We start from the raw sequence: 18,272 nt of genomic DNA, 5'->3' as shown, positions 1-18,272 counted from the left end.
CTCACAGGGGCTTCTTGCCCCCGTCGGGACGAGACTCCGCCGTGAGCGGGCAGCCACGCCATCAGCACCGGGTCTGCCCTAGACTGGCGCGGGTCGCGGCGGCCCGCCCGCACCTGCACGGAACTCGGCCCGCCTGCCGCCCTGCCCCAGCAGCCCCAGGGCCCTGGGCGCCTCAGGGGCACGCGACCCGGAGCCACACGCCCCGCTACCACCCATATGCCATCCCAGACCTCCAGGAGCCTCATGCGTTCACGACTCACGGTCACGCTCGGGCACGCAGCCCGGCTGGCGGCCCGGCTACGTGGCGGCGGCCGCGGCGGCACCGCCTTCCCCGGACTCGTCATGGAGCGCACGGACCCGGGGTTCCTGGCCCGCACCCTGGGCCGCCTGCCCTACGGCGTCATCGTGGTCTCCGGCACCAACGGGAAGACCACCACCACCAAGATGGTGGTCCAGCTCCTGCGCGAGCAGGGCCTGAAGGTCTTTACCAACCGGACGGGCTCCAACTTCGTGCGTGGCGTGCTCGCAGCCCTGCTCACCGAGGTGGACGCGGCCGGACGCCTGGACGCCGACATCGCTGTCCTGGAGCTCGACGAGGCCCACGCCGTCCACTTTGTCGCCCAGGTACGGCCACGGGCGTGCCTCCTGCTCAACGTCATGCGCGACCAGCTGGACCGTTTTGGCGAGATCGACTACACCGCCTCGCTCCTGGCCCGGATCGCCTCGGCCACGCGTGAGGTGGTGGTGGTCAACGCCGACGACCCGAGGCTGGCCTCCCCCGCCTTCCTGGAGCCGGTCACGGCCCGCACCGCCGCCTTCGGCGCTGGGGCCGGGCTGCGCCACCTGTTCCTGTCCGACGACGACCTGCGCACCGGGCTGGCCCCGGCGCAGGGACCCGCCCAGGAGGCCGGTGCCGCAACCTACAGGTCCGGCGGTCGCAGCGGCCCCGACAGTCCGGCTGCGACCGAGGACGGGGCCACCAGCCCGGCCGGGACCGCCAGCGCAGCCGGGACGTCTGTCGCCCCCCGGGTCACCCTGGAGGCCATTGAGGGGCAGCGTGCCACCGTCCGGGTGGACGGCACCGACCACGAGGTCACCTTCACCATCCCCGGCGTGCACAACCTTCTCAACGCCTGCGCCGCCCTGGAGGTGGTCCTGGAGGTGCTCGGGGACGACGCCGACCTGACGGGCCTGCTGACCACCCTGGGACGGGTGGAGGCCGCCTTCGGCCGCGGCGAGGTCCTCACCCTGGACGGGCGCCCCGTCCAGCTGTCCCTGGTCAAGAACCCCGCCGGCTTCCGCATGGGGCTGCTCTCCGCAGCGGCCCAGGCGCACGACGGCGAGGTGGTCATGATCGCCATCAACGACGAGTACGCCGACGGCCGCGACATGTCCTGGCTGTGGGACGTGGAGCTCGACGTGCTGCGCCCCGGCGGGGTGGCGGTCGTCACCGGCGTGCGGGCCTGGGACATGGCCCTGCGCCTGCGCTACGACGAGGTCGCCGTGGCGCTGGTGGAGCCTGACCTGCGCCAGGCCGTGGCCCGCATGCGCCAGGCGGCCTCCCAGGCCGACCGACCCGTGCGGATCTTCACCACCTACACCGCCATGCTGTCCCTGCGCGCCATCCTGGGCGAGCTCACCGACGTCGAGGAGGTCATGTCATGAGCAGCGCTGAGACCCGCCTCTACGAGCACACCACCGAGGGTCCCGCCCGAGGGCGCGTGCACCTGGTCCAGCTCTACCCCCGGGACATGAACATCTACGGGGACTGGGGCAACACGCTGGTCCTGGCCCGTCGAGCCCAGTGGCACGGCTACGACGTCGAGCTGTCCTCCTACGACGTCGGCGACGACCTGCCAGCGCACGTGGACCTGCTGGTGGGCGGGGGCGGGCAGGACTCCGGGCAGGAGCGGATCAAGGAGGACCTGGCCCGCTCAGGTCCCACCCTGCGCGCCTGGGCGGCCGACGGCGTGCCCCTGCTGGCGATCTGCGGCCTCTACCAGCTCCTCGGGCACCGGTTCCTCACCGGGGACGGGTCCCAGATCCCTGGCATCGGCCTCATCGACGCCGAGACACGCGCCGGGCAGAACCGACTCATCGGCAACATCACCCTGGCCACCGAGGACTTCGGGGACGTGGTGGGCTACGAGAACCACTCCGGGCTGACCACCCTGGGCCCCGGGGCCAGGCCCTTCGGCACCGTGCGCGTGGGGGACGGCAACAACGGGACGGACGGGACGGAGGGCGCCCGCGTCCACCACGTCATCGGCACCTACCTGCACGGGTCCCTGCTGCCCAAGAACCCGGTGGTGGCGGACTGGCTGCTGGCGCGCGCCGTCGAGCACGCCGGGGGGTCGTGGGAGCCCGAGCCCCTGGACGACACCTGGGCAGACAACGCCCGGGCGGTAGCCGTCTCCCGGCCGCGCTGAGCGGCAGGAGGCAACTGGTACCTCGTCCCAGCACGCTCGCGCGGGGTCCCCCACCACATGACACATCTGTCAGGAAAGGCTACCGTTAGTTTCTGTCACCAGTGGAAGACGCTCGTGCCCCGAGCCGGCAGGGCGACAACTAGAGGACTAGAGGATCATCGTGGCAACCTCACCTCAGACATGTGAAGCGCGGTCAGGCCTGGGACAGCGGACGCACCCGCTATCAGACCTCCAGCCCGGTTCCTGTGCCGTCATCACCTCCGTCAGCGAGCGGGCCACGACGGCCACGGTGCAGGCACGTCTGGACCGCCGGCTACAGGACCTGGGGCTGAGGCCTGGTCGCGTGATCCAGGCGCTGCGACGAGCGCCCCTGGGCGACCCGGTCGTCTTCCTCGTGGCTGACTACGAGCTGTGCTTGCGCAGGCGGGACGTCGCACACGTCCAGGTCACCGCTGTCACCACAGCCACCACCGCCGGAGAACCCGCAGAACCCGGAGAAGAGGCCTCATGAGCACCGGGCACTGCGGCACCGGTGACGGCGGCTGCCACTGCGGGCCGGGTGCCAGCACCGTGCTGGTCACAGGAGCGCGGCGCGTGGCCCTGGCAGGCGCCCCGAACGCGGGCAAGACCTCCATCTACAACGCCCTGACCGGGCTGCGGGCCAGGACCGGCAACTACCCGGGTGTCACCGTCTCCCGCTCCCTGGGCACCTGCCAGACCGGCACAACCACCCTGACTATTGAGGACCTGCCCGGCTCCTACTCGCTGGAGCCCATCAGCCCCGACGAGCAGATCGTGCACGACGTGCTGACCGGGCGCTGCGAGCAGGTTGACGTCCCCGACGCGCTTGTCGTCGTCGTCGACGCCACCACCCTGCGCCGCGGGATGACCTTTGTGGCGCAGGCCCTCCGCCTGGGCCTGCCCACCTGCCTGGCAGTCACCATGTCCGACGAGCTGACCCGCCGCGGGGGACGCCTCGACATCAAGGCCCTGGAACAGGCCCTGGGTGTCCCGGTCGTGCGGGTCCTGGGGCATCGGGGGACAGGGGTGCCCCAGCTGCGGGCGCTGCTGGGCACAGTGGCCGGCTGGCCCCGCACCCCCGTGGCACCGCCCACAGACCCCGCCGAGCTCGCCTCCTGGAGCGACTCCGTCCTGGCAGCGGCCGACTTCTCCTCCCCCGCCGCCGACCGGGTCACCAACGCCGTGGACCGCGTGCTGCTCCACCCTGTTGCCGGGACCCTGGTGTTCCTCGCCGTCATGTACGCCTTTTTCCAGGCCGTCTTCACCTGGGCCGTCCCCTTCCAGGACGCTATCGAGGCAGGCCGCGACCTCCTGGCGGACGCCGTGCGCACCCGTCTGGAAGGCCCCCACCCCCTCCTGGCTGGCCTCCTGGCCGACGGCCTCATCGGCGGCGTCGGCGAGGTCGTCGTGTTCCTTCCGCAGATCGCCATCATGTTCCTCATCATCGCCCTCCTGGAAGGGGTGGGCTACATGTCCCGCGCCGCCTTCCTCATGGACAAGGTGATGAGCCGCGCCGGGCTGGAGGGGCGCGCCTTCGTGGCGCTGCTGTCCTCCTTCGCCTGCGCCATCCCGGGGATCATGGCCACCCGCACCCTGCCCAGTGCCAAGGACCGCCTGGCCACGATGCTCGCGGCGCCGCTCATGACCTGCTCGGCGCGCCTGCCCGTCTACGTCATCATGATCTCCCTGCTGGTGGACGCGGACGCGACCCTGGGGCCCTTCGGCGCCCGGGGCACCATCATGTTTGGCCTCTACCTGCTGGGGGCCGTGTCCGCCATGACGGCGGCGTGGGTGGTCAAGCGCCTGAGCGACCGCGACGGCGTGCTGCTGCCCTTCTACATGGAGATGCCGCCCTACCGTCTGCCACGGCCGCGTACGGTCGTGCTGATGGTGTGGGACGCCTGCAAGGGCTTCCTGAAGAAGGCCGGCACCATCATCACCCTGACCACCGTGGTCCTGTGGGTGCTGCTCAACGTGCCCTTACGGCCCCAGTCCCAGTTCGAGGCCTACTGTGCCTCCGACCCCCAGTGCGCCGCCGTGGCGGCCGCCGTCGAGAACCCCGCGTCCTCAACGGTGGTGGACGACGACGGCGCCCCCGTCACCGACGCCGCCGAGCTGGAGTCCCTTCTGGAGGCCGAGCAGACCTCCTACACCATGAACAGCTCCTGGGCGGCCGCCGTGGGCCGCACCGTGGAGCCGGTCTTCGAGCCGCTGGGCTTCGACTGGCGGATCAACGTGGCCGTGCTGTCCTCCCTGGCAGCCCGGGAGACCTTTGTGGCCACCCTGGGCCAGATCGCTGCCGCCGGTGACCCGGAGGACCCCGGCGCCCGCCTGGAGTCCCTCACCTACCAGGAGGACACCCTCACGCACCAGGCTGGTGACCCGCTCTTCAACCCCGCTACCGTGGCCGCCATCCTCGTCTTCTTCGTCTACGCCCTCCAGTGCATGGCCACAGCGGGCGCGATGCGCCGGGAGACCGGCACCTGGAAGTGGCCGCTGATCGCCTACGGCTACATGTTCGTCACCGCCTGGGTCATGGCCGCAGCGGCCCGGATGATCGTCATGGCAGTGGTGTGAGGGGCGCTGAGAGCAGGGTCTATGAGCATGACCGGAGCAACCTGGTGAGGCGTCGTCTCCGCCACGGCCGCGACACCAGGGCGGCAGCCTGGAAGGGCACCCCACGACGTGCCGTGCCCACGCACCCCGTCTCCACGCCCGACCCCAGTGTCCTGCGCTGGGTGGTCCCTCACGGCCTGCTGCCCTTCTCAGGACAGGTGTCGGAGGTCCCGGCCCCCTTGCAGAGGCTTCTTGATGACGGCACCCTGGCCGCCGTCCACGTCGTCCCGGGGGGCGTCGTCACCATGCTGGGGGCCGAGCGCTCCTGGGAGGAGGAGGGCGAGACCGTGCGCAGCGCCCTGGTGGCGGCCCTGGCCTCGCCCGGGGGTTGGGCACCTGCCGCCAGCGCCCTCGCCCTTGGCCGCGACGACGTGCTGGAGGCTGCCGCGCAGGAGGTCGCCGAGGAGGCCGTCAACGACCTGGCGCGCAGCCACGGGGGGTCCTTCACGGTGCGCGCGGTCCGTGGCGGCGTCGTCGAGGTCGACCTCCAGGGAGCCTGTCACGACTGCCCGGCTGCGGTGATGACCATGCACGTCCGTTTCGAGCGCCTGCTGCGGCGCCGCTGCCCCTGGCTGGTCGAGGTCCGCCAGAGCTCCTGAGCGGGCACGGCCCCACCACCAATCACCCAGACCCAGGCAGCCGCCCCAGCCACCGGCCCGCCGACCATCACCTGCTGGGCAGCCAGCGGACCGAGGCCACGAGGCTGCTGCGCGGCAGCACCACACCCCTCTCCAGTGCCCGCACCCACCGGCTGGTGGTGGCCACTGCCACCCAGTTGGAGTGCAGCAGCGCCACGAGAGTCGTGTGCACCGTCTGCGCGTCAGCCCTCCCGGCCGCGTTGCTCAGGCGGACCGCACCCGTGGCGTCAGACAGCACCTCTGTGGCCAGCGCCAGGGAGTCGGCGGCGGCCGAGGCCAGGACGCCGTTGTTGGTCATGTAGCCCACCAGGGTCACCGTGTCCACGCCCCGCTCCGTGAGCACTGAGCCAGGCCAGTACCCTCGTAGACAGAGGCGTAGTGCTTGACCACCCGCCTCCAGCCCGGCCTGACCAGCGCCTCGACGCGCGGAAGCAGTCGGACCCCCTCGTGCTGCGGGTCGAAGACGACACCGCCCGGCCGCCCGTGGTGCTGGACGAGCACCACAGGTATCCCGGCCGCAGCCTCCGCAGTCAGAGCCTGCTCAACCCTGGTGAGCGAGTCCTCCAGCGTCGGGTAGCACACCTTCAGCGGACCGCGGGCGTACTCCTGCTGGGCGTCGACAACCACCAGCGCGCGCTGGCAGCCTGCGGACGACCTGCTCATATGAACCTCCTGACAGCTTTTGGGCAGTGTGATATCTGAAGGACACTGAGCCGCCCGGTCAGCAGTGGCGCAAGGCATGCTCCCGCCGCCATGGGGACCCCACGACGGGACGGGCCAGTAGGCGCCGCCACCAGCCACGAGCGCCAGCGCTACCGACAGCCCGCCCGGGACAGCCCGGCGACACCAGACACCGGCCTGGCGCTACTGGCGCCGTGACATCCTCCCCCTAGGCTCTCCCCATGGCGACCCCGGACTTCATCCTGTCCCTGCGCAAGAAGATCGGCCACGACCTGCTGTGGCTGCCGGGGGTGAGCATCGTCGTCGTCGACGACGACGGGCGCGTACTGCTGGGCCGCCGCGCCGACAACGCCCACTGGGCCGTGGTCTCAGGGATACCCGAGCCCGGCGAGCAGCCCGGTGCCGCAGCCCGCCGCGAGTGCCTGGAGGAAACAGGCGTGGAGGCGGAGATCCTCGGGGTGGCCAGCGTCAGCGCTGGGGAGCCCATGGCTTTCCCCAACGGGGACCAGTGCGCCTTCATGGACATGACCTTCGTGGCCCGGCCCGCACCCGGCTCAGCACCCGCCCGCGTGGCCGACGAGGAGTCCACCCAGGTGGGGTGGTTCAGTCCCAACGCCCTGCCCAGCCCCCTGCTGGGGACCACCCCGGGGCGGCTGCAGGCTGCCCTGGACTGGCTGGCAGACCCCGCCTCGGGGGCGCGGTTTCAGTAGGTTTCAGCGGCAAACGTCGTTGCACATCTTGGGGCTGCCTGCACCTGCTGGCCGCAGGCAAAGTGGCGTCATTGAACGGGTACCGAACCGCCCCGGGCACCGCAGCGGGGCTGAAGATGTGCAACGGGGGGCGTGCTGCACATCTTCAGCCCCGTCTGCGGCCGTGCGCTGGCCTCTTTCCGCGCCATCTCGGTGACTGTGCGCTGACTGTGCGCTCCCTCCCTCGGCGAAGATGTGCAGCAGCATCCTCTTACCTGGCCCAGACCACATCATCAACGGTCTCAGGCCTCACGCACCTAGCCAGTGACGGTGGCGGTGTCAACGACGAACCGGTAGCGCACGTCCGAAGCCAGCACTCGGGCAAAGGCCTCGTTGATGCCGCTGGCGGCGATGGCCTCGACCGTGGCGGCCACGTCGTGGTCGGCGCAGAAATCCAGCATCTCCTGGGTCTGCGCGATCCCGGCGAACTGCGACCCGGCCAGGCTGCGGCCGTTGTTGAGGAGGGAGAAGGCGCTTTGCGTCATCGCCTCGGTGGAGACGCCGACCGTGGCGAGAGTGCCCTGCGGCGCAGCATCCCCGGGTGGGCGTCCAAGTCAATCGGCGCGCTGACCGTGTTGAGGATGATGTCAAAGGTGCTGGCCAGGCGCTGGAAGGCCGTGCCGTCGCCGGTGGCGACGTAGTCGTCGGCACCCAGCTGGGCGGCGGCGTCCCGCTTGGCCTGGGACCGGGACAGGACAGTCACCTGCGCGCCCATGACCCCGGCCATCTTGACCTCCAGGTGACCCAGGCCGCCCGGGCCGACGACGGCTACGTGCCGCCCAGGCCCTGCGCCCCACCTGCGCTGGGGCGCGTGCACGGTGATGCCCGCACACAGCAGTGGCGCGACTGAGACCGGGTCCAAGCTCTGGGGCAACCGCAGTACAAAGTCCTCGTTGGCCACGACCGCCCGGGAGAAGCCGCCCTGGGTATAGGTCCCGTCCCGGTCCAGGCTGCCAAAGGCCAGAGTGTGGCCGTTGAGGCAGTACTGCTCCTGGCCGTCCCGGCAGTTCTCACACTGGCGGCAGGAGTTCACCATGCAGCCGCTGCCCACTCGGTCGCCCACCTGGTGGCGAGTCACCGCGCTGCCCACCTGGGTGACGACCCCGACAATCTCGTGGCCAGGCACCAGCGGGGAGACCAGGAGGGGACCAAAGTCACCCTGGGCGAAGTGGATGTCGGAGTGGCAGATGCCGCAGTAGAGGATGTCAAGGCTGACGTCGTGGGGCCCGGTCTCACGCCACTCAATGGTGACTGGCACGAGCGGCTCCCCCGCGGCGGGGGTCCCGTAGGCCTGGACGGTGGTGGCCATATGCAGCTTCTCTCGTGATCTGGGCGCACCTGGGCCGGCCCGCGGCAGGGCACCTGGGCACCGCCTCCGGCTGACGGCACCGCGCCTGGGCCAGCACGATGGCCCTGGGTAGGGGAGCATGCGCTTGCGTACCAGAGCCGGCACCTCACGCGCTGGGCGGGCCCGCGCAGCAGGAGGGCTGCCATATCTACGGCTGTGCCCCGACGCCCGTGCGGGACCCTGTCAGCAGGGGTCTGCCGGGGCCTGCCTCACCTGGGCAGCTACGCCCACGATGACCTGGATGCTTACCAGACAGAGACAGGCGACTCCCACACGAGCAGGATCCGAGGGACGTCTATGAGCGGAGCATCAAGCCCGAATGAGCCACAATCAGCAACTCATTCCTGCCCCTCTTCAGGACTTGTCCCGTAGGGCCCGAGGAATCGCGAGCCGTCGAGGTGGATCATGTGGGTCGGATCTGACGCCAGCCACACCCCCGTCTCCCACGCCAGTTCGGCAAGAAACTTCCTCATCGCGGCCCGGTCAGGGAAGCAGGAGACGTAGACCAGTCCTGCAGTCGCGTCGCGGAAGATCTTTGACAACTCACTGTATCTGATGCTGTCAACCGGACCGTGCGTTGAGGCAGCCTCCATGAGAAAAAGCCAGTTCTTCTCTGGCTGGTAGACCACGAGATCAGGCATCTTTCCGTGCTCGTCAACGACGACTCCGAGAGCAGCAAGACGGTCATGCTCAAACGTTCCGGTTTTTGAGTCGGCGTCACCGACATACAGGACCTCTCCCCAGGAACAAAGTACGAGCAGAACTCTTCTACCATGGCCTTGATGAGCACGTTCTGCCCACCGGCTCTCAACGTGAAGGCATCACCATCAGGCTTGTCACCGGAATCCGGGCCAAATCGCGTGCGGCTCGGTACTTGGCCGTCAGGCTCCCGACCTCCGCGAGGTACTCCTCAACAGCAAGGGCAAAATCAGGGCTTCCGTACTGACGGATGGTGAGCAGGGCCTCTGGGTTCAGTCTATAGCTGTTCCTCGACGAGTTGGTTGCCCGCAAGGGATCATCGTCATTGTGGAGGCAGAATCCAGCATCAACGAACTGGTGAAGCACAAACCTTCGGATCGTCTCCCGCGAGTTCTCGGCGATCGGGTATCCCAGAGGACCGCGCATCCAGTCCAGGATAGCCCGGACCCCCATACGCTCGTTCGTCGCGTCTGCCCATGATGAGCCTTCAACCAGCCCCGCCAGTGCGAGTAGCGTACGCGCTGACGCCTCGTTCGTACGCTTCTTGTCAAAGCCGAAGGCCCTGAGAACCTCCCGCGCCTCCTCAATCGTGCTCATGCCGCCCACATCCGACTGGCACTCATGACCCGTTCCACCGCATCCTCCGGGCTCAGGGACAGGCGCCCCATGAGCCGCAGCTGCTCCAGGCTCGGGAACCTCATGCGTCTCAGGTCCCCCGCGTTGACCTGAGTGTGCCCGGAGAGCACCCGGAAGTAGTCGTCAACCTGCTTGGAGCCCAACCATGTTGCCAGACCGGAGGCCACCTCGGGCTCCAGGCCGCGCCCCTGCTGGTGAATGTAGTTGAGCTTGTTGTCAAAGGCGGGCTCGCCCTCACCGGACCACACCGCCGCGACCAGCCGCCGCCTCTCCTCCTTCGCGGCGAACCTCTTGACCAGCACGTAGGTGCCCGCTGGTACCAGCAGCCGTGAGGCCGCCGCCGAGTCGGCGCGGAACCACTGGGGCTTGCTCACGCTGCCTCGTGGGTGCACCACCCGCCCCCTGGTGATATTGGCGGAGTAGACCATTGGAGCAGTACCCCGCCACCTTGCCGAGCCAGGTGCTCGCGCGAGCGGAAGTCCACCACCCGACCAGTGGAGGCGGTCAGCCCCAACGAGGCAAGCGTATGCCTGGCACAGTCCATCCAGCTGACAGCCTCGGCGTCCTCCTGGGTGGCCGGGACGAACACGAAGTCATCGGTGACAACCTGGCTCCCCGCCACCTCGCGGACTGTGGGGTCGTCGCGGTGGTCAACGGAGGAAGACAGCCGAACCGTCTCCGCCTGCCTGCCCCGCGTAGCACTGACGATGATGGTCTCCTGCAGCACGCCCAGGTCCGCGAACACCTCGGCACGCGAACGAAAGGTGTGGATGGCGTCAATGCCGACAGCACCGAGGAAGGAGCGCCGGAACCGCGTGAAGTAGGTGCCGTTCATCCAGGAGCGGGGGGTGATGGACACCTGCTGGCCGTTTGGGGCAAGCAGCAACGCACCAAGCGCCATAAAGCCCGCGTAGACGTTGGGCACAGCAACCCCAAGGCTTCGCAGGTCACGGTCAAGCGCCGATCCTGAGCGGATCTTGTGGTAAGGCGGGTTCTGGATTACCAGGTCAAAGCGCTCATCTGTGTGCCGCGCCCAGTCCACAAGGCTGCCACCCACCAGAGTGGTCTGTGCCCCTGCCTGTCTACAGTCCTCAAGGGTCTCGGCCAGAGCAGGGTGCAGACCGGGGTCTACCTCCACAGCGGTCACCACCACCTGGGCATCGGGACGCTCGCGCCGTACACGCTCCACCACCGCCGCTGAGAGCACGCCAGTACCCGCGCCAGGATCCAGGACCCGCAGTACCCCGCCCTCGGGCAGGCGCGGCATGCTCGCCATGATCCACGCGACCGCCGCGGGCGTGAAGAACTGGCCCAGGTCAGACTGGCTGCGCGCGTCCAGCCTGGCCAGAGCGGCCTCACGCCGAGCAGCCGCGCGCTCCAGGAGGTTCACTGATTGCTGCAGAAAACTCACTGGCCCAGGCGACTCGGGGCCAGTGACAGATTCCGGTCCCCGCCCCTGCCCCCTTGTTGGCGCCTACCTCGGAGCCTCGACCACGAGCGCCTCCTCCCCGGGAGCACGCACCTCGGCCCGCGGGGCCGGCTCCAGCGCGAGGCTCACGCTCAGGCGCTGCCCGTCCTGCCCGACGGCGTCGTAGGCCAGGACCGGGTTGTCCAGGGAGGTGACCTCGGTGCGCGCCCGCACCAGCCAGGGGTGGCGCCGCCGCAGGCCGATGAGGTCCTGGTGCAGCCGGTACATCCACTGCCCCGCAGCCGACAGCCCGGAGGGCTGCTCGGGCAGGGCCGGGCGGACCTCGTCGTCCCCGCCCAGGGTCTCGGTCTTGACCCCGCGGAAGGCCTGCTCGTCACCGTAGTAGACGCTGGGCACCCCGCCCACGGTCATGAGGACGACGGCGGCCAGGGCCGCCCCGGCCTCGCCTACCCGGCTGGCAATACGGGTGACGTCGTGGTTGCCCACGAAGGTGGCCGGGGTGAAGGTCTCCAGCATCTCGTTGTGGCGGCTCAGGCACCAGTCCAGCTCGTAGAGGTTGGCGTCGTTGACCGAGCTCCACACCGCCTTCCACAGTTCGTACTGGGTCACGGAGTCCATCGTGGACTCGGTGACGATCCCCGGGTAGTCGCCGTGGATGACCTCCCCCATGAACCACGCCTGGGGGTGGTTCTCGCGCACTCGGGGCAGCACGCGTGCCCAGAAGGCGGGCGGCACGGCGTAGGCGGCGTCCAGCCGCCAGGCGCTGGCCCCCCGGTCCAGCCAGTGCGACAGGACCCGCACTGCAAGGTCTACGACCTGCTGGGAGTCGTGGTTGAGCACCGCCAGGGACTCGTGCCCCTCAAAGGTGGCGTAGCCGGGGCCGACAGCATCCTGCCCAGCACCCTCAAGGCGGAACATCTCCCGCTCGTGCCCGCCCTCCAGGGCGGCGCGCAGCAGCGGGTGCTGGGCGCCCACGTGGTTGAGGACCCCGTCGAGCATGAGGGCCAGCCCCCGGTCCTGGCAGGAGCGGGCCAGTCGGTCAAACGCGGCGTCGTCACCCAGACGCGGGTCAATGCGGAAGTGGTCGGTCGTGTCGTAGCCGTGGGTGGAGGAGGCAAAGATCGGCCCCAGGGACAGGCCGTTGGCACCGAGCTCCACGGCGTAGTCGAGCCACGGCTCCAGGCGGTCCAGCCGGGGGGCGGCACCAGGCTCGACCAGCGGGGCGCCCGGCTCAGGCCGCACCGGTGCCCCGGTAGCCCCCAGGGGGTAGACCTGCCACCACACACAGGTGGACGCCCAGGTCGGGAGCCCGGGAGCACTTATTCTAGATTGCTCACTAGACATGGTCCGAGGATACCCACAGCCGCCGGTACTATGTCAACATGTCTCCGCGCACTGACCTGCGGCCCCGTCGGCGGATGGACCCCCAGGAGCGTCGCGACCTCATCCTCGCAGCCGCCGCCCAGGCCTTCGCCGCACAGCCCTACGACGACGTGTCCGTGACCTCCATAGCCCACCAGGTCGAGGCCTCCGAGGCCCTGGTGCACAAGTACTTTACCTCCAAGGCGCGCCTGTACGCAGAGGTAGTATCCCAGGCTGTCCAGGAGATCGCCGCGCAGATTATCCAGGCCGACAAGGCGCTGCCCACCGGCTCCTCAGCCCGGGACCGGGTACGCACCTCGATCCTGACCTACCTTGACTTCATCATCGAGCGCACCCCGGGGTGGACCACCTACCAGCTCCTGGCCGGCCATGAGCCTGGCCCCGCCACCGAGGTCCGCCAGCAGGCACGCGAGCAGGCCGTAACCGCCCTGGCCGAGGTAGTCGGTGGCAGCCACGGCCCTCGTGACGACTTCGCCTTCCACGGCTACCTCAGCTTCCTCGACACGGCCTGCCTGCGCTGGGCGCAGGCAGGCTGCCCCCCTGAGGAACGCTACCCGCTGGTCGAGGCGGCTCTGGGCTGCCTGGAGGGAGCCCTGGGCGACTGGCGGGCCTGAGTCGCACCACCCCTGCCCCGACAGCACACGGCTCCTCCTGGCAGGACGTGTCGTCCTGCCAGGAGGAGCCGTTGTCAGGTCAGTGCGCTCGCCGGGGCCAGGCAGTCGACACCTCGGCCAGTCGGTTGAGGTACCGCCGCGTCGGGCAGCCACCAGCCTCAGCGCACAGGCTTGCGGACCTCGGCCGAGATGAACCAGGCCTGCTGCTCAAGCTTGCCGATAAGGTCCTCAATGATCCCGGAGGAGGTCGGGTCCTCCTCGTCCACCTGCTCGTCCACGCCACGCAGCGTGGCCACAACAGCCTCGATGGCGGACACGATGTAGGCCACGCCCTCGGAGGTGAGGATCTCACCCTCCGGGGCGGTAGGCAGGCTGGTGGTGGCAGCCACGGTGGCCGGGCGACCGTCCGGGGTCGCGTTGACGGCGCGCATGCGCTCGGCGACCTCGTCCCCGCCCTCACGGGCGATGTCGACGACCTCGTCCAGGTTGAGGTGCAGGTCGCGGAAGTTCGAACCGACGATGTTCCAGTGTGCCTGCTTGCCCACCAGCTCGAGAGCGATGAGGTCGGTCAGCACGCGCTGAAGGCTGTCGCTCAGAGCGGCAGAGGCGGTGAAGGCGAGGGCGATCGAAGGAGTGGTAGCGGTCTCAGTACTCATGGCCCCTACTTTACACCAACTACATTGAGTACGAGTGTCGCTTATCAGTTACCGGCGGCCGCTCCACGCATCGCCTGGAGGTAGGTCGCAAGGGCCTCCGAGTCGGTCAGCAGCGCCGTGGAGTAGAGCTCGGCGGCCACCGGGCCGCTCCACTCCATGAACTCGCGGACCACGGCCTCGACATCTGTGGGATCGCTGGCGGCGTAGCGGGCAAAGAGCACCAGGGCACCGAAACCGGAGTACACCAGGTATCGGGAGCGCCCCTCCTCGTCGGAGGTGGGGGCCACGTGCCCGGAGGCGACACCGGCACTCATGTAGTCTGCCGTGTCGACGACGACGGACTCAAGCAGGGCCGCCCCCAGAGGACCGCCCTCGACGAGCGAGCGCAGGGCGTAGGCAGTAGCCGGGACGTAGTCCTCGGTGCGGGACATCTGGGTGAGCAGGTCGACAGGACCGCCCATGACCTCGGAGTCCGTCCTGGCCTGGGCCGCCAGGCGCAGAACCTCCTCGTCGCAGGCCTGTCGCAGACCCTCCTTGGAGCCGAAGTGGTGGACGATGAGGCCGGCGGTGACACCGGCGTCCGCAGCGATGGCACGCAGCCCCGCGCCCAGACCGTCCCTGGCAAAACGAGCCATGGCAGCGTCACGGATCCGCACCACGGTCGAGAGGTCCGGGCTGCTACCAGAAGGCTGGGGGCACATAGCCCCATGGTAGGGCCGGTACGGCAACGCCCCACCGACCGTCGCGGCCCATCATGGTCCATCACGGTCCGCCCTCACGGCAGGGGCGCCAGCGCCCCCTCATAGGCTGCGGCCTCCGCCGCAGTGCTCGCGCACAGCACGATACGCAGGGGGGAGTCGGGGTGCTGGGCGACCCAGGACACGACGGCCTCCATCGCCACCAGTCCCACCATCTCGGCGGGGTACCCGAAGGCCCCGGTCGACACCGCGCACAGGCCGATACTGCCCAGCCCCGCCGCCACTGCCACGTCAAGCGCCGAGGTGTAGCAGGCTGCCAGCACCCTGCGGTCCTGCACGCTCGGCGCCGCACCCAGCTCGATCGCAGGTCCGACCGTGTGGATGACGTATTTGGCCGGCAGGTGGTAGCCACCAGTGAGCACCGCCCCACCAGGGGGCTCACCGGCGCTGCGCCGACGCGGGTCGAAGCGCTCGGCCTGTCTCATGTAGGAGTCGCACTCCTGACGCAGGGCAGGACCTGCGGCGGCGTGGACGGCGTTGTCGGTGCAGTCGTGTCCTGGCACGAAGCAGCCGAGCATGCGGGGCCTGGCCGAGTTGAGCACCGCGTCAGCGCGAAGACGTACCAGGTTGCCCCGCCACAGGGCGAGGACCCGGCCGAGCCGACCGCCCACCCGGTGAGTAACCGCAAGAGGGGGCAGGCTCATAGCCTCAACGCGACCACGCTCGGCAGCCTCAGCCTCCAGCAGGGCATCCAGGTCCGCAGCGAAGTCAGCGGGAAGGGCGCCCGGCGGCCGGGTCGTGAGGATGAACCCAAGAAGAGCCCGCAGCTCGTCGGGATCGGTAGGAATCGTCACGTCCGTCCACAGGGGCCGCCCCTGCACCTCCTCACTCGTGAGGGCGTAGACCAGGCGACGTACCAGACGGGAGCGGTCGGCACTGGAGCGGGCCGTCTCCTTCCAGGCCGCCGGGAGCACAGCCGGGCTGGCAGCAGAGGCGTCGGCAGGGGAGGCAGCTGAGCGCGCCGACCCGCCCAACGTCAGACGTCTCTTCCCTACGGCGTCCAGCACCCTCTGGGTCCGCGACGTCGCCGAGGCGTGCCGGGTAGCGTGCCCGCTGCCCGGCAGCACTCCCACCACCATGAGCACCACCCCTATGGCCCAGACAGGTAGTCGTCAGGTCCCGGTCGGCACCGCAGCCGCCGCATACCGGCGAATACGGTGGCCACAATGATGATACCACGTCGTAATATCCTATAACTTAACAGCGTTTATGCGGATTACTGCCAGGAAGAGACCAGGGCCCGCGATGGCTAGCGGCACCGAGTAAATCGACGCGAGAACGGGAGGTGCAGAGGATGTCGCGGGCCGGGGCGCGGACACGGGCTCGCCAGCCCTGCGCGCCCCGGCCCGCCAGGCTGTCAGGCCCCGGGCTGGCGCCGTGCCCACTCCAGCGGCGCCACGCGGCGACCGGTGTAGAAGGGAGTGTCCACGCGCACGTGCAGGCGCGCCTCGGTGTAGCGCTGGTGGTGCAGGACCCCCTCCAGCCGGTCCAGCGTGTCCGCCTCGAAGCCGAGGACCCACTCGTAGTCACTCAGCCCGAAGGTCGCCAGCGTGGACCCCTTGACGTCGGGGTACTCAGAGAAGCCGTGACGCCCGTGCTCGGCCATCATCCGGGAGCGCTCCTGGGGGTCGAGCAGGTACCAGTCGTAGGAGCGCACGAAGGGGTAGACCATGAGCCAGTCACGCGGCACCACCCCACCGAAGCAGGCCGGGATGTGACGCCGGTTGAACTCTGCGGGCGTGTGCAGCCCCATGCAGGACCACACCGGCTCCAGGTACCGGCCCAGGGCACTGGCCCGTAGACGGTGGTAGGCGTCCTGGAGCACCTCCGGGTCGTCGTCGAGCCACCACACCAGCAGGTCCGCGTCCGGGCGGAAGCCCGCGATGTCGTACCAGCCACGCGTGGTCACCCCCGAGGCCTCGACAAGCTCGGCGGACTCCTCGACAACCTGGCGGCGCTCGGGGTCCGCAGCCGGCAGCGGCGCGGCCAGCCGCATGACGGCGTAGAGGGCGTAGTGGTTCTGGTTGTTGACGGCGTCAAGGTCGACATGGGCCGCGTCACGCGGGTCGTGGCGGTAGTGGCGGGCCTCGTCACCAGAGCCGTCCGCAGCGGCGCTAGGGGCGTGACCCACGCCGTGGACAGCAGGGGCTGCGGCCGTGTCCTGGTTGTTGCTCATTGTCTCTCCTAACCAAGGGTGATGCTCGGGTCGTGCTCAGGATATATTCAGAGTAGTGGTCAAGAAGTGGCGGCTGAGGCGACGGTTGGCACCGGGGCCGAGCCAGCGGTCTGCGCGGCCTCAGCAGGAGCGGGGAGGCAGCAGCCCGGGGGACAGACCGTGTGGAAGGGGCCGACCCCAGTGGTCGTGACCGGGACGACCTCCTCCCCCCTGGCGCAGGCGGCTCGCTCCACCAGGAGATCGGCAAGGGAGGACACGAAGGCCGGGTGGGTTCCGGCCGTCGCCGCGCGAGCGTAGGCAAGGCCCAGGTCGTGCGCGGTCTGCCTCGCCTCGGTGTCCAGGTCGAAGACCACCTCCATGTGGTCGGAGACGAAGCCGACCGGGGCGACGACGACACCTGCGGGCCTGCCTCGCCCTGTCCCGGAAGCCGTCGCAGCAGCCAGGGAGCGCAGGTGGTCGTTGATGTCCGGCTCCAGCCAGCGCGCCTGGGGCGGTCCGGAGCGGGAGCAGTAGACCAGGTCGTGGTCAGGAACCTGGTCCAGCCCCAGCCGACGGGCGACGGAGGGGACCAGCACCCTGGCCAGGGCCTGGTGCTGGGTCACGTAGGAGACCTCGGAGGACAGGTCGGGTGCCACCCCCGGCTCCAGGTCGCAGGCGTGCGGGGCGGCCGCCTCCGCCCCTCCCCGGTGCAGCCGGGAAGGACCGCGCCGGTGGGGCGCAGACCCCTCCTCCATGGCCACGGGGACGGAGTGGGTCACCAGGACCAGGCGCACGTCGGCAGCCGGGACGCCACCGGCGGCCAGCTCCTGGTAGGCCTGGACGATGGCGTCGGTATTGGCCTCCAGAAGACCGGGAGCGTTGTAGCAGGGGCGGGTCTTGTCCACGACGAGCTGCACCGGCTGTCCTCCGGCTCCGCCCACACGCGCGGCGGCGTCAGCCTCCGGACCACGCCCGGTGGTCCCGTCCGCCCCCACCTCCAGCCGCTCCAGGGCCGAGGCCAGGTCCTCACGGTACTGTCTGCACCCGGAGTAGGAGGCGAACGCCGACGTGGTCAGGGCCAGGACCCGCCGCGCCCCGGCCTCGGCCAGCTCGCGCAGGGCCTCGGTGACGAAGGGGTGCCAGTTGCGGTTACCCACCACGACCGGTCGGCCACAGCCCCGGGCCTCCAGCTCAGCGCGCAGCGCGGCAACGAGCTCCGCATTACGCGCGTTGATCGGCGAGACCCCGCCAAAACGTTGGTAGTGGCCGGAGACCTCCAGGAGGCGGGAGTCGGGAACGCCCCGCCCGGCGGTGGCATTGCGCATGAAGGGCAGGACGTCCTGCGGCCCCCGGGGCCCGCCGTAGGACAGGACGAGAACGGCGTCGTAGGGGGTCAGGGGGTCGTACCCGGGGCGGTTGCTCACTAGGCTCACTAGTGCCCTCCAAGAGATAGGACAAGA

21 protein-coding genes are annotated in these 18,272 nt (G+C 69.7%); 7 read left to right on the top strand and 14 right to left on the bottom strand.

Translation table 11 applies throughout. From position 1 onward, the window contains the following. The first annotated feature begins 243 nt into the window (after positions 1 to 243). From CWS50_RS01035 to CWS50_RS01015, 5 genes are all read left to right on the top strand, one after another. On the top strand, positions 244 to 1,665 hold the full coding sequence (locus CWS50_RS01035; RefSeq protein WP_127841305.1) for a Mur ligase family protein: 1,422 nt from the start codon (positions 244 to 246) through the stop codon (positions 1,663 to 1,665). Beyond that, complete coding sequence (locus CWS50_RS01030) at positions 1,662 to 2,429, top strand: type 1 glutamine amidotransferase (RefSeq protein WP_127841304.1); 768 nt, start codon at positions 1,662 to 1,664, stop codon at positions 2,427 to 2,429. The genes CWS50_RS01035 and CWS50_RS01030 overlap by 4 nt, the downstream gene beginning before the upstream one ends. A gap of 160 nt (positions 2,430 to 2,589) precedes the next feature. After that, positions 2,590 to 2,940: a FeoA family protein gene (locus CWS50_RS01025; RefSeq protein WP_243118393.1), complete on the top strand. Its 351-nt coding sequence runs from the start codon at positions 2,590 to 2,592 to the stop codon at positions 2,938 to 2,940. Continuing rightward, on the top strand, positions 2,937 to 5,027 hold the full coding sequence (gene feoB, locus CWS50_RS01020; protein WP_127841302.1) for a ferrous iron transporter B: 2,091 nt from the start codon (positions 2,937 to 2,939) through the stop codon (positions 5,025 to 5,027). Before CWS50_RS01025 ends, feoB begins: the two co-directional genes overlap by 4 nt. A 113-nt stretch (positions 5,028 to 5,140) precedes the next feature. Continuing rightward, positions 5,141 to 5,665 carry a NifU family protein gene (locus tag CWS50_RS01015; RefSeq protein WP_127843132.1) on the top strand — a complete coding sequence of 175 codons (525 nt, stop codon included), beginning with the start codon at positions 5,141 to 5,143 and terminating at the stop codon, positions 5,663 to 5,665. A gap of 67 nt (positions 5,666 to 5,732) precedes the next feature. Here CWS50_RS01015 and CWS50_RS13320 read toward each other — a convergent pair whose 3' ends face one another. Together CWS50_RS13320 and CWS50_RS13315 are read right to left on the bottom strand one after the other, a co-directional pair. Continuing rightward, a complete protein-coding gene (locus CWS50_RS13320) occupies positions 5,733 to 6,029 on the bottom strand; it encodes a hypothetical protein (protein WP_243118392.1) in 297 nt (98 codons plus the stop codon). Then, positions 6,017 to 6,367: an isochorismatase family protein gene (locus tag CWS50_RS13315; protein WP_243118391.1), complete on the bottom strand. Its 351-nt coding sequence runs from the start codon at positions 6,365 to 6,367 to the stop codon at positions 6,017 to 6,019. Before CWS50_RS13315 ends, CWS50_RS13320 begins: the two co-directional genes overlap by 13 nt. A gap of 239 nt (positions 6,368 to 6,606) precedes the next feature. Here CWS50_RS13315 and CWS50_RS01005 point away from each other — a divergent pair, with 239 nt between their 5' ends. Beyond that, positions 6,607 to 7,095: an NUDIX hydrolase gene (locus CWS50_RS01005; protein WP_127841301.1), complete on the top strand. Its 489-nt coding sequence runs from the start codon at positions 6,607 to 6,609 to the stop codon at positions 7,093 to 7,095. A gap of 296 nt (positions 7,096 to 7,391) precedes the next feature. Here CWS50_RS01005 and CWS50_RS13310 read toward each other — a convergent pair whose 3' ends face one another. The 7 genes from CWS50_RS13310 to CWS50_RS00980 form a co-directional block, all read right to left on the bottom strand. Then, a complete protein-coding gene (locus CWS50_RS13310) occupies positions 7,392 to 7,619 on the bottom strand; it encodes an MDR/zinc-dependent alcohol dehydrogenase-like family protein (RefSeq protein WP_243118390.1) in 228 nt (75 codons plus the stop codon). Next, entirely contained in the window at positions 7,616 to 8,443 is an 828-nt protein-coding gene (locus tag CWS50_RS01000) for an NAD(P)-dependent alcohol dehydrogenase (RefSeq protein ID WP_243118389.1), read from the bottom strand. Before CWS50_RS01000 ends, CWS50_RS13310 begins: the two co-directional genes overlap by 4 nt. 377 nt (positions 8,444 to 8,820) lie before the next feature. Further along, complete coding sequence (locus tag CWS50_RS13100; protein ID WP_243118482.1) at positions 8,821 to 9,213, bottom strand: BsuBI/PstI family type II restriction endonuclease; 393 nt, start codon at positions 9,211 to 9,213, stop codon at positions 8,821 to 8,823. A gap of 76 nt (positions 9,214 to 9,289) precedes the next feature. Further along, positions 9,290 to 9,778, bottom strand: coding sequence for a hypothetical protein (locus tag CWS50_RS13095; RefSeq protein WP_206610435.1), 489 nt, complete (start codon positions 9,776 to 9,778; stop codon positions 9,290 to 9,292). Next, a complete protein-coding gene (locus tag CWS50_RS00990; RefSeq protein ID WP_127841300.1) occupies positions 9,775 to 10,191 on the bottom strand; it encodes a hypothetical protein in 417 nt (138 codons plus the stop codon). The genes CWS50_RS13095 and CWS50_RS00990 overlap by 4 nt, the downstream gene beginning before the upstream one ends. Continuing rightward, positions 10,188 to 11,228 (bottom strand): Eco57I restriction-modification methylase domain-containing protein, encoded by a 1,041-nt coding sequence (locus CWS50_RS00985; protein ID WP_127841299.1) that lies wholly within the window; start codon positions 11,226 to 11,228, stop codon positions 10,188 to 10,190. The genes CWS50_RS00990 and CWS50_RS00985 overlap by 4 nt, the downstream gene beginning before the upstream one ends. Before the next feature lie 63 nt (positions 11,229 to 11,291). Further along, positions 11,292 to 12,590 (bottom strand): alpha-amylase family protein, encoded by a 1,299-nt coding sequence (locus tag CWS50_RS00980; protein ID WP_127841298.1) that lies wholly within the window; start codon positions 12,588 to 12,590, stop codon positions 11,292 to 11,294. A gap of 38 nt (positions 12,591 to 12,628) precedes the next feature. On the opposite strand from CWS50_RS00980, the gene CWS50_RS00975 reads away from it, so the two are divergent. Beyond that, positions 12,629 to 13,243 (top strand): TetR/AcrR family transcriptional regulator, encoded by a 615-nt coding sequence (locus CWS50_RS00975; RefSeq protein ID WP_127841297.1) that lies wholly within the window; start codon positions 12,629 to 12,631, stop codon positions 13,241 to 13,243. A gap of 158 nt (positions 13,244 to 13,401) precedes the next feature. Here the strand turns inward: CWS50_RS00975 and CWS50_RS00970 are convergent, their stop codons facing one another. The 5 genes from CWS50_RS00970 to CWS50_RS00950 form a co-directional block, all read right to left on the bottom strand. Continuing rightward, the gene (locus tag CWS50_RS00970; protein WP_127841296.1) at positions 13,402 to 13,899 is read right to left on the bottom strand and encodes a Dps family protein; all 498 of its coding nucleotides are present in this window, start codon (positions 13,897 to 13,899) and stop codon (positions 13,402 to 13,404) included. Between the two features lie 44 nt (positions 13,900 to 13,943). Beyond that, positions 13,944 to 14,600, bottom strand: coding sequence for a TetR/AcrR family transcriptional regulator (locus CWS50_RS00965; RefSeq protein ID WP_127841295.1), 657 nt, complete (start codon positions 14,598 to 14,600; stop codon positions 13,944 to 13,946). 74 nt (positions 14,601 to 14,674) lie between these two features. Next, positions 14,675 to 15,736 carry a macro domain-containing protein gene (locus CWS50_RS00960; RefSeq protein WP_127841294.1) on the bottom strand — a complete coding sequence of 354 codons (1,062 nt, stop codon included), beginning with the start codon at positions 15,734 to 15,736 and terminating at the stop codon, positions 14,675 to 14,677. A gap of 278 nt (positions 15,737 to 16,014) precedes the next feature. Beyond that, entirely contained in the window at positions 16,015 to 16,833 is an 819-nt protein-coding gene (gene hemQ / locus CWS50_RS00955; RefSeq protein ID WP_127841293.1) for a hydrogen peroxide-dependent heme synthase, read from the bottom strand. A 59-nt stretch (positions 16,834 to 16,892) separates the two neighbouring features. Further along, positions 16,893 to 18,245: a ferrochelatase gene (locus CWS50_RS00950; RefSeq protein ID WP_243118388.1), complete on the bottom strand. Its 1,353-nt coding sequence runs from the start codon at positions 18,243 to 18,245 to the stop codon at positions 16,893 to 16,895. Between the last annotated feature and the right edge of the window lie 27 nt (positions 18,246 to 18,272).

Source organism: Actinomyces wuliandei, from assembly GCF_004010955.1.
Lineage (GTDB): Bacteria > Actinomycetota > Actinomycetes > Actinomycetales > Actinomycetaceae > Actinomyces > Actinomyces wuliandei.
Note: the sequence above shows the minus strand (reverse complement) of the source record. Positions and strands in the feature narration are given on the sequence as shown.

Coding starts and splice junctions, on each gene's coding strand:
- CWS50_RS00975 (WP_127841297.1), top strand. CDS start 12,629: ATGTCTCCGCGCACTGACCTGCGGCCCCGTCGGCGGATGGACCCCCAG.
- CWS50_RS00970 (WP_127841296.1), bottom strand. CDS start 13,899: ATGAGTACTGAGACCGCTACCACTCCTTCGATCGCCCTCGCCTTCACC.
- CWS50_RS00980 (WP_127841298.1), bottom strand. CDS start 12,590: ATGTCTAGTGAGCAATCTAGAATAAGTGCTCCCGGGCTCCCGACCTGG.
- CWS50_RS00960 (WP_127841294.1), bottom strand. CDS start 15,736: ATGGTGGTGGGAGTGCTGCCGGGCAGCGGGCACGCTACCCGGCACGCC.
- feoB (WP_127841302.1), top strand. CDS start 2,937: ATGAGCACCGGGCACTGCGGCACCGGTGACGGCGGCTGCCACTGCGGG.
- CWS50_RS13315 (WP_243118391.1), bottom strand. CDS start 6,367: ATGAGCAGGTCGTCCGCAGGCTGCCAGCGCGCGCTGGTGGTTGTCGAC.
- CWS50_RS01000 (WP_243118389.1), bottom strand. CDS start 8,443: ATGGCCACCACCGTCCAGGCCTACGGGACCCCCGCCGCGGGGGAGCCG.
- CWS50_RS13095 (WP_206610435.1), bottom strand. CDS start 9,778: ATGAGCACGATTGAGGAGGCGCGGGAGGTTCTCAGGGCCTTCGGCTTT.
- CWS50_RS01030 (WP_127841304.1), top strand. CDS start 1,662: ATGAGCAGCGCTGAGACCCGCCTCTACGAGCACACCACCGAGGGTCCC.
- CWS50_RS01005 (WP_127841301.1), top strand. CDS start 6,607: ATGGCGACCCCGGACTTCATCCTGTCCCTGCGCAAGAAGATCGGCCAC.
- CWS50_RS00965 (WP_127841295.1), bottom strand. CDS start 14,600: ATGTGCCCCCAGCCTTCTGGTAGCAGCCCGGACCTCTCGACCGTGGTG.
- CWS50_RS01035 (WP_127841305.1), top strand. CDS start 244: ATGCGTTCACGACTCACGGTCACGCTCGGGCACGCAGCCCGGCTGGCG.
- hemQ (WP_127841293.1), bottom strand. CDS start 16,833: ATGAGCAACAACCAGGACACGGCCGCAGCCCCTGCTGTCCACGGCGTG.
- CWS50_RS13310 (WP_243118390.1), bottom strand. CDS start 7,619: ATGACGCAAAGCGCCTTCTCCCTCCTCAACAACGGCCGCAGCCTGGCC.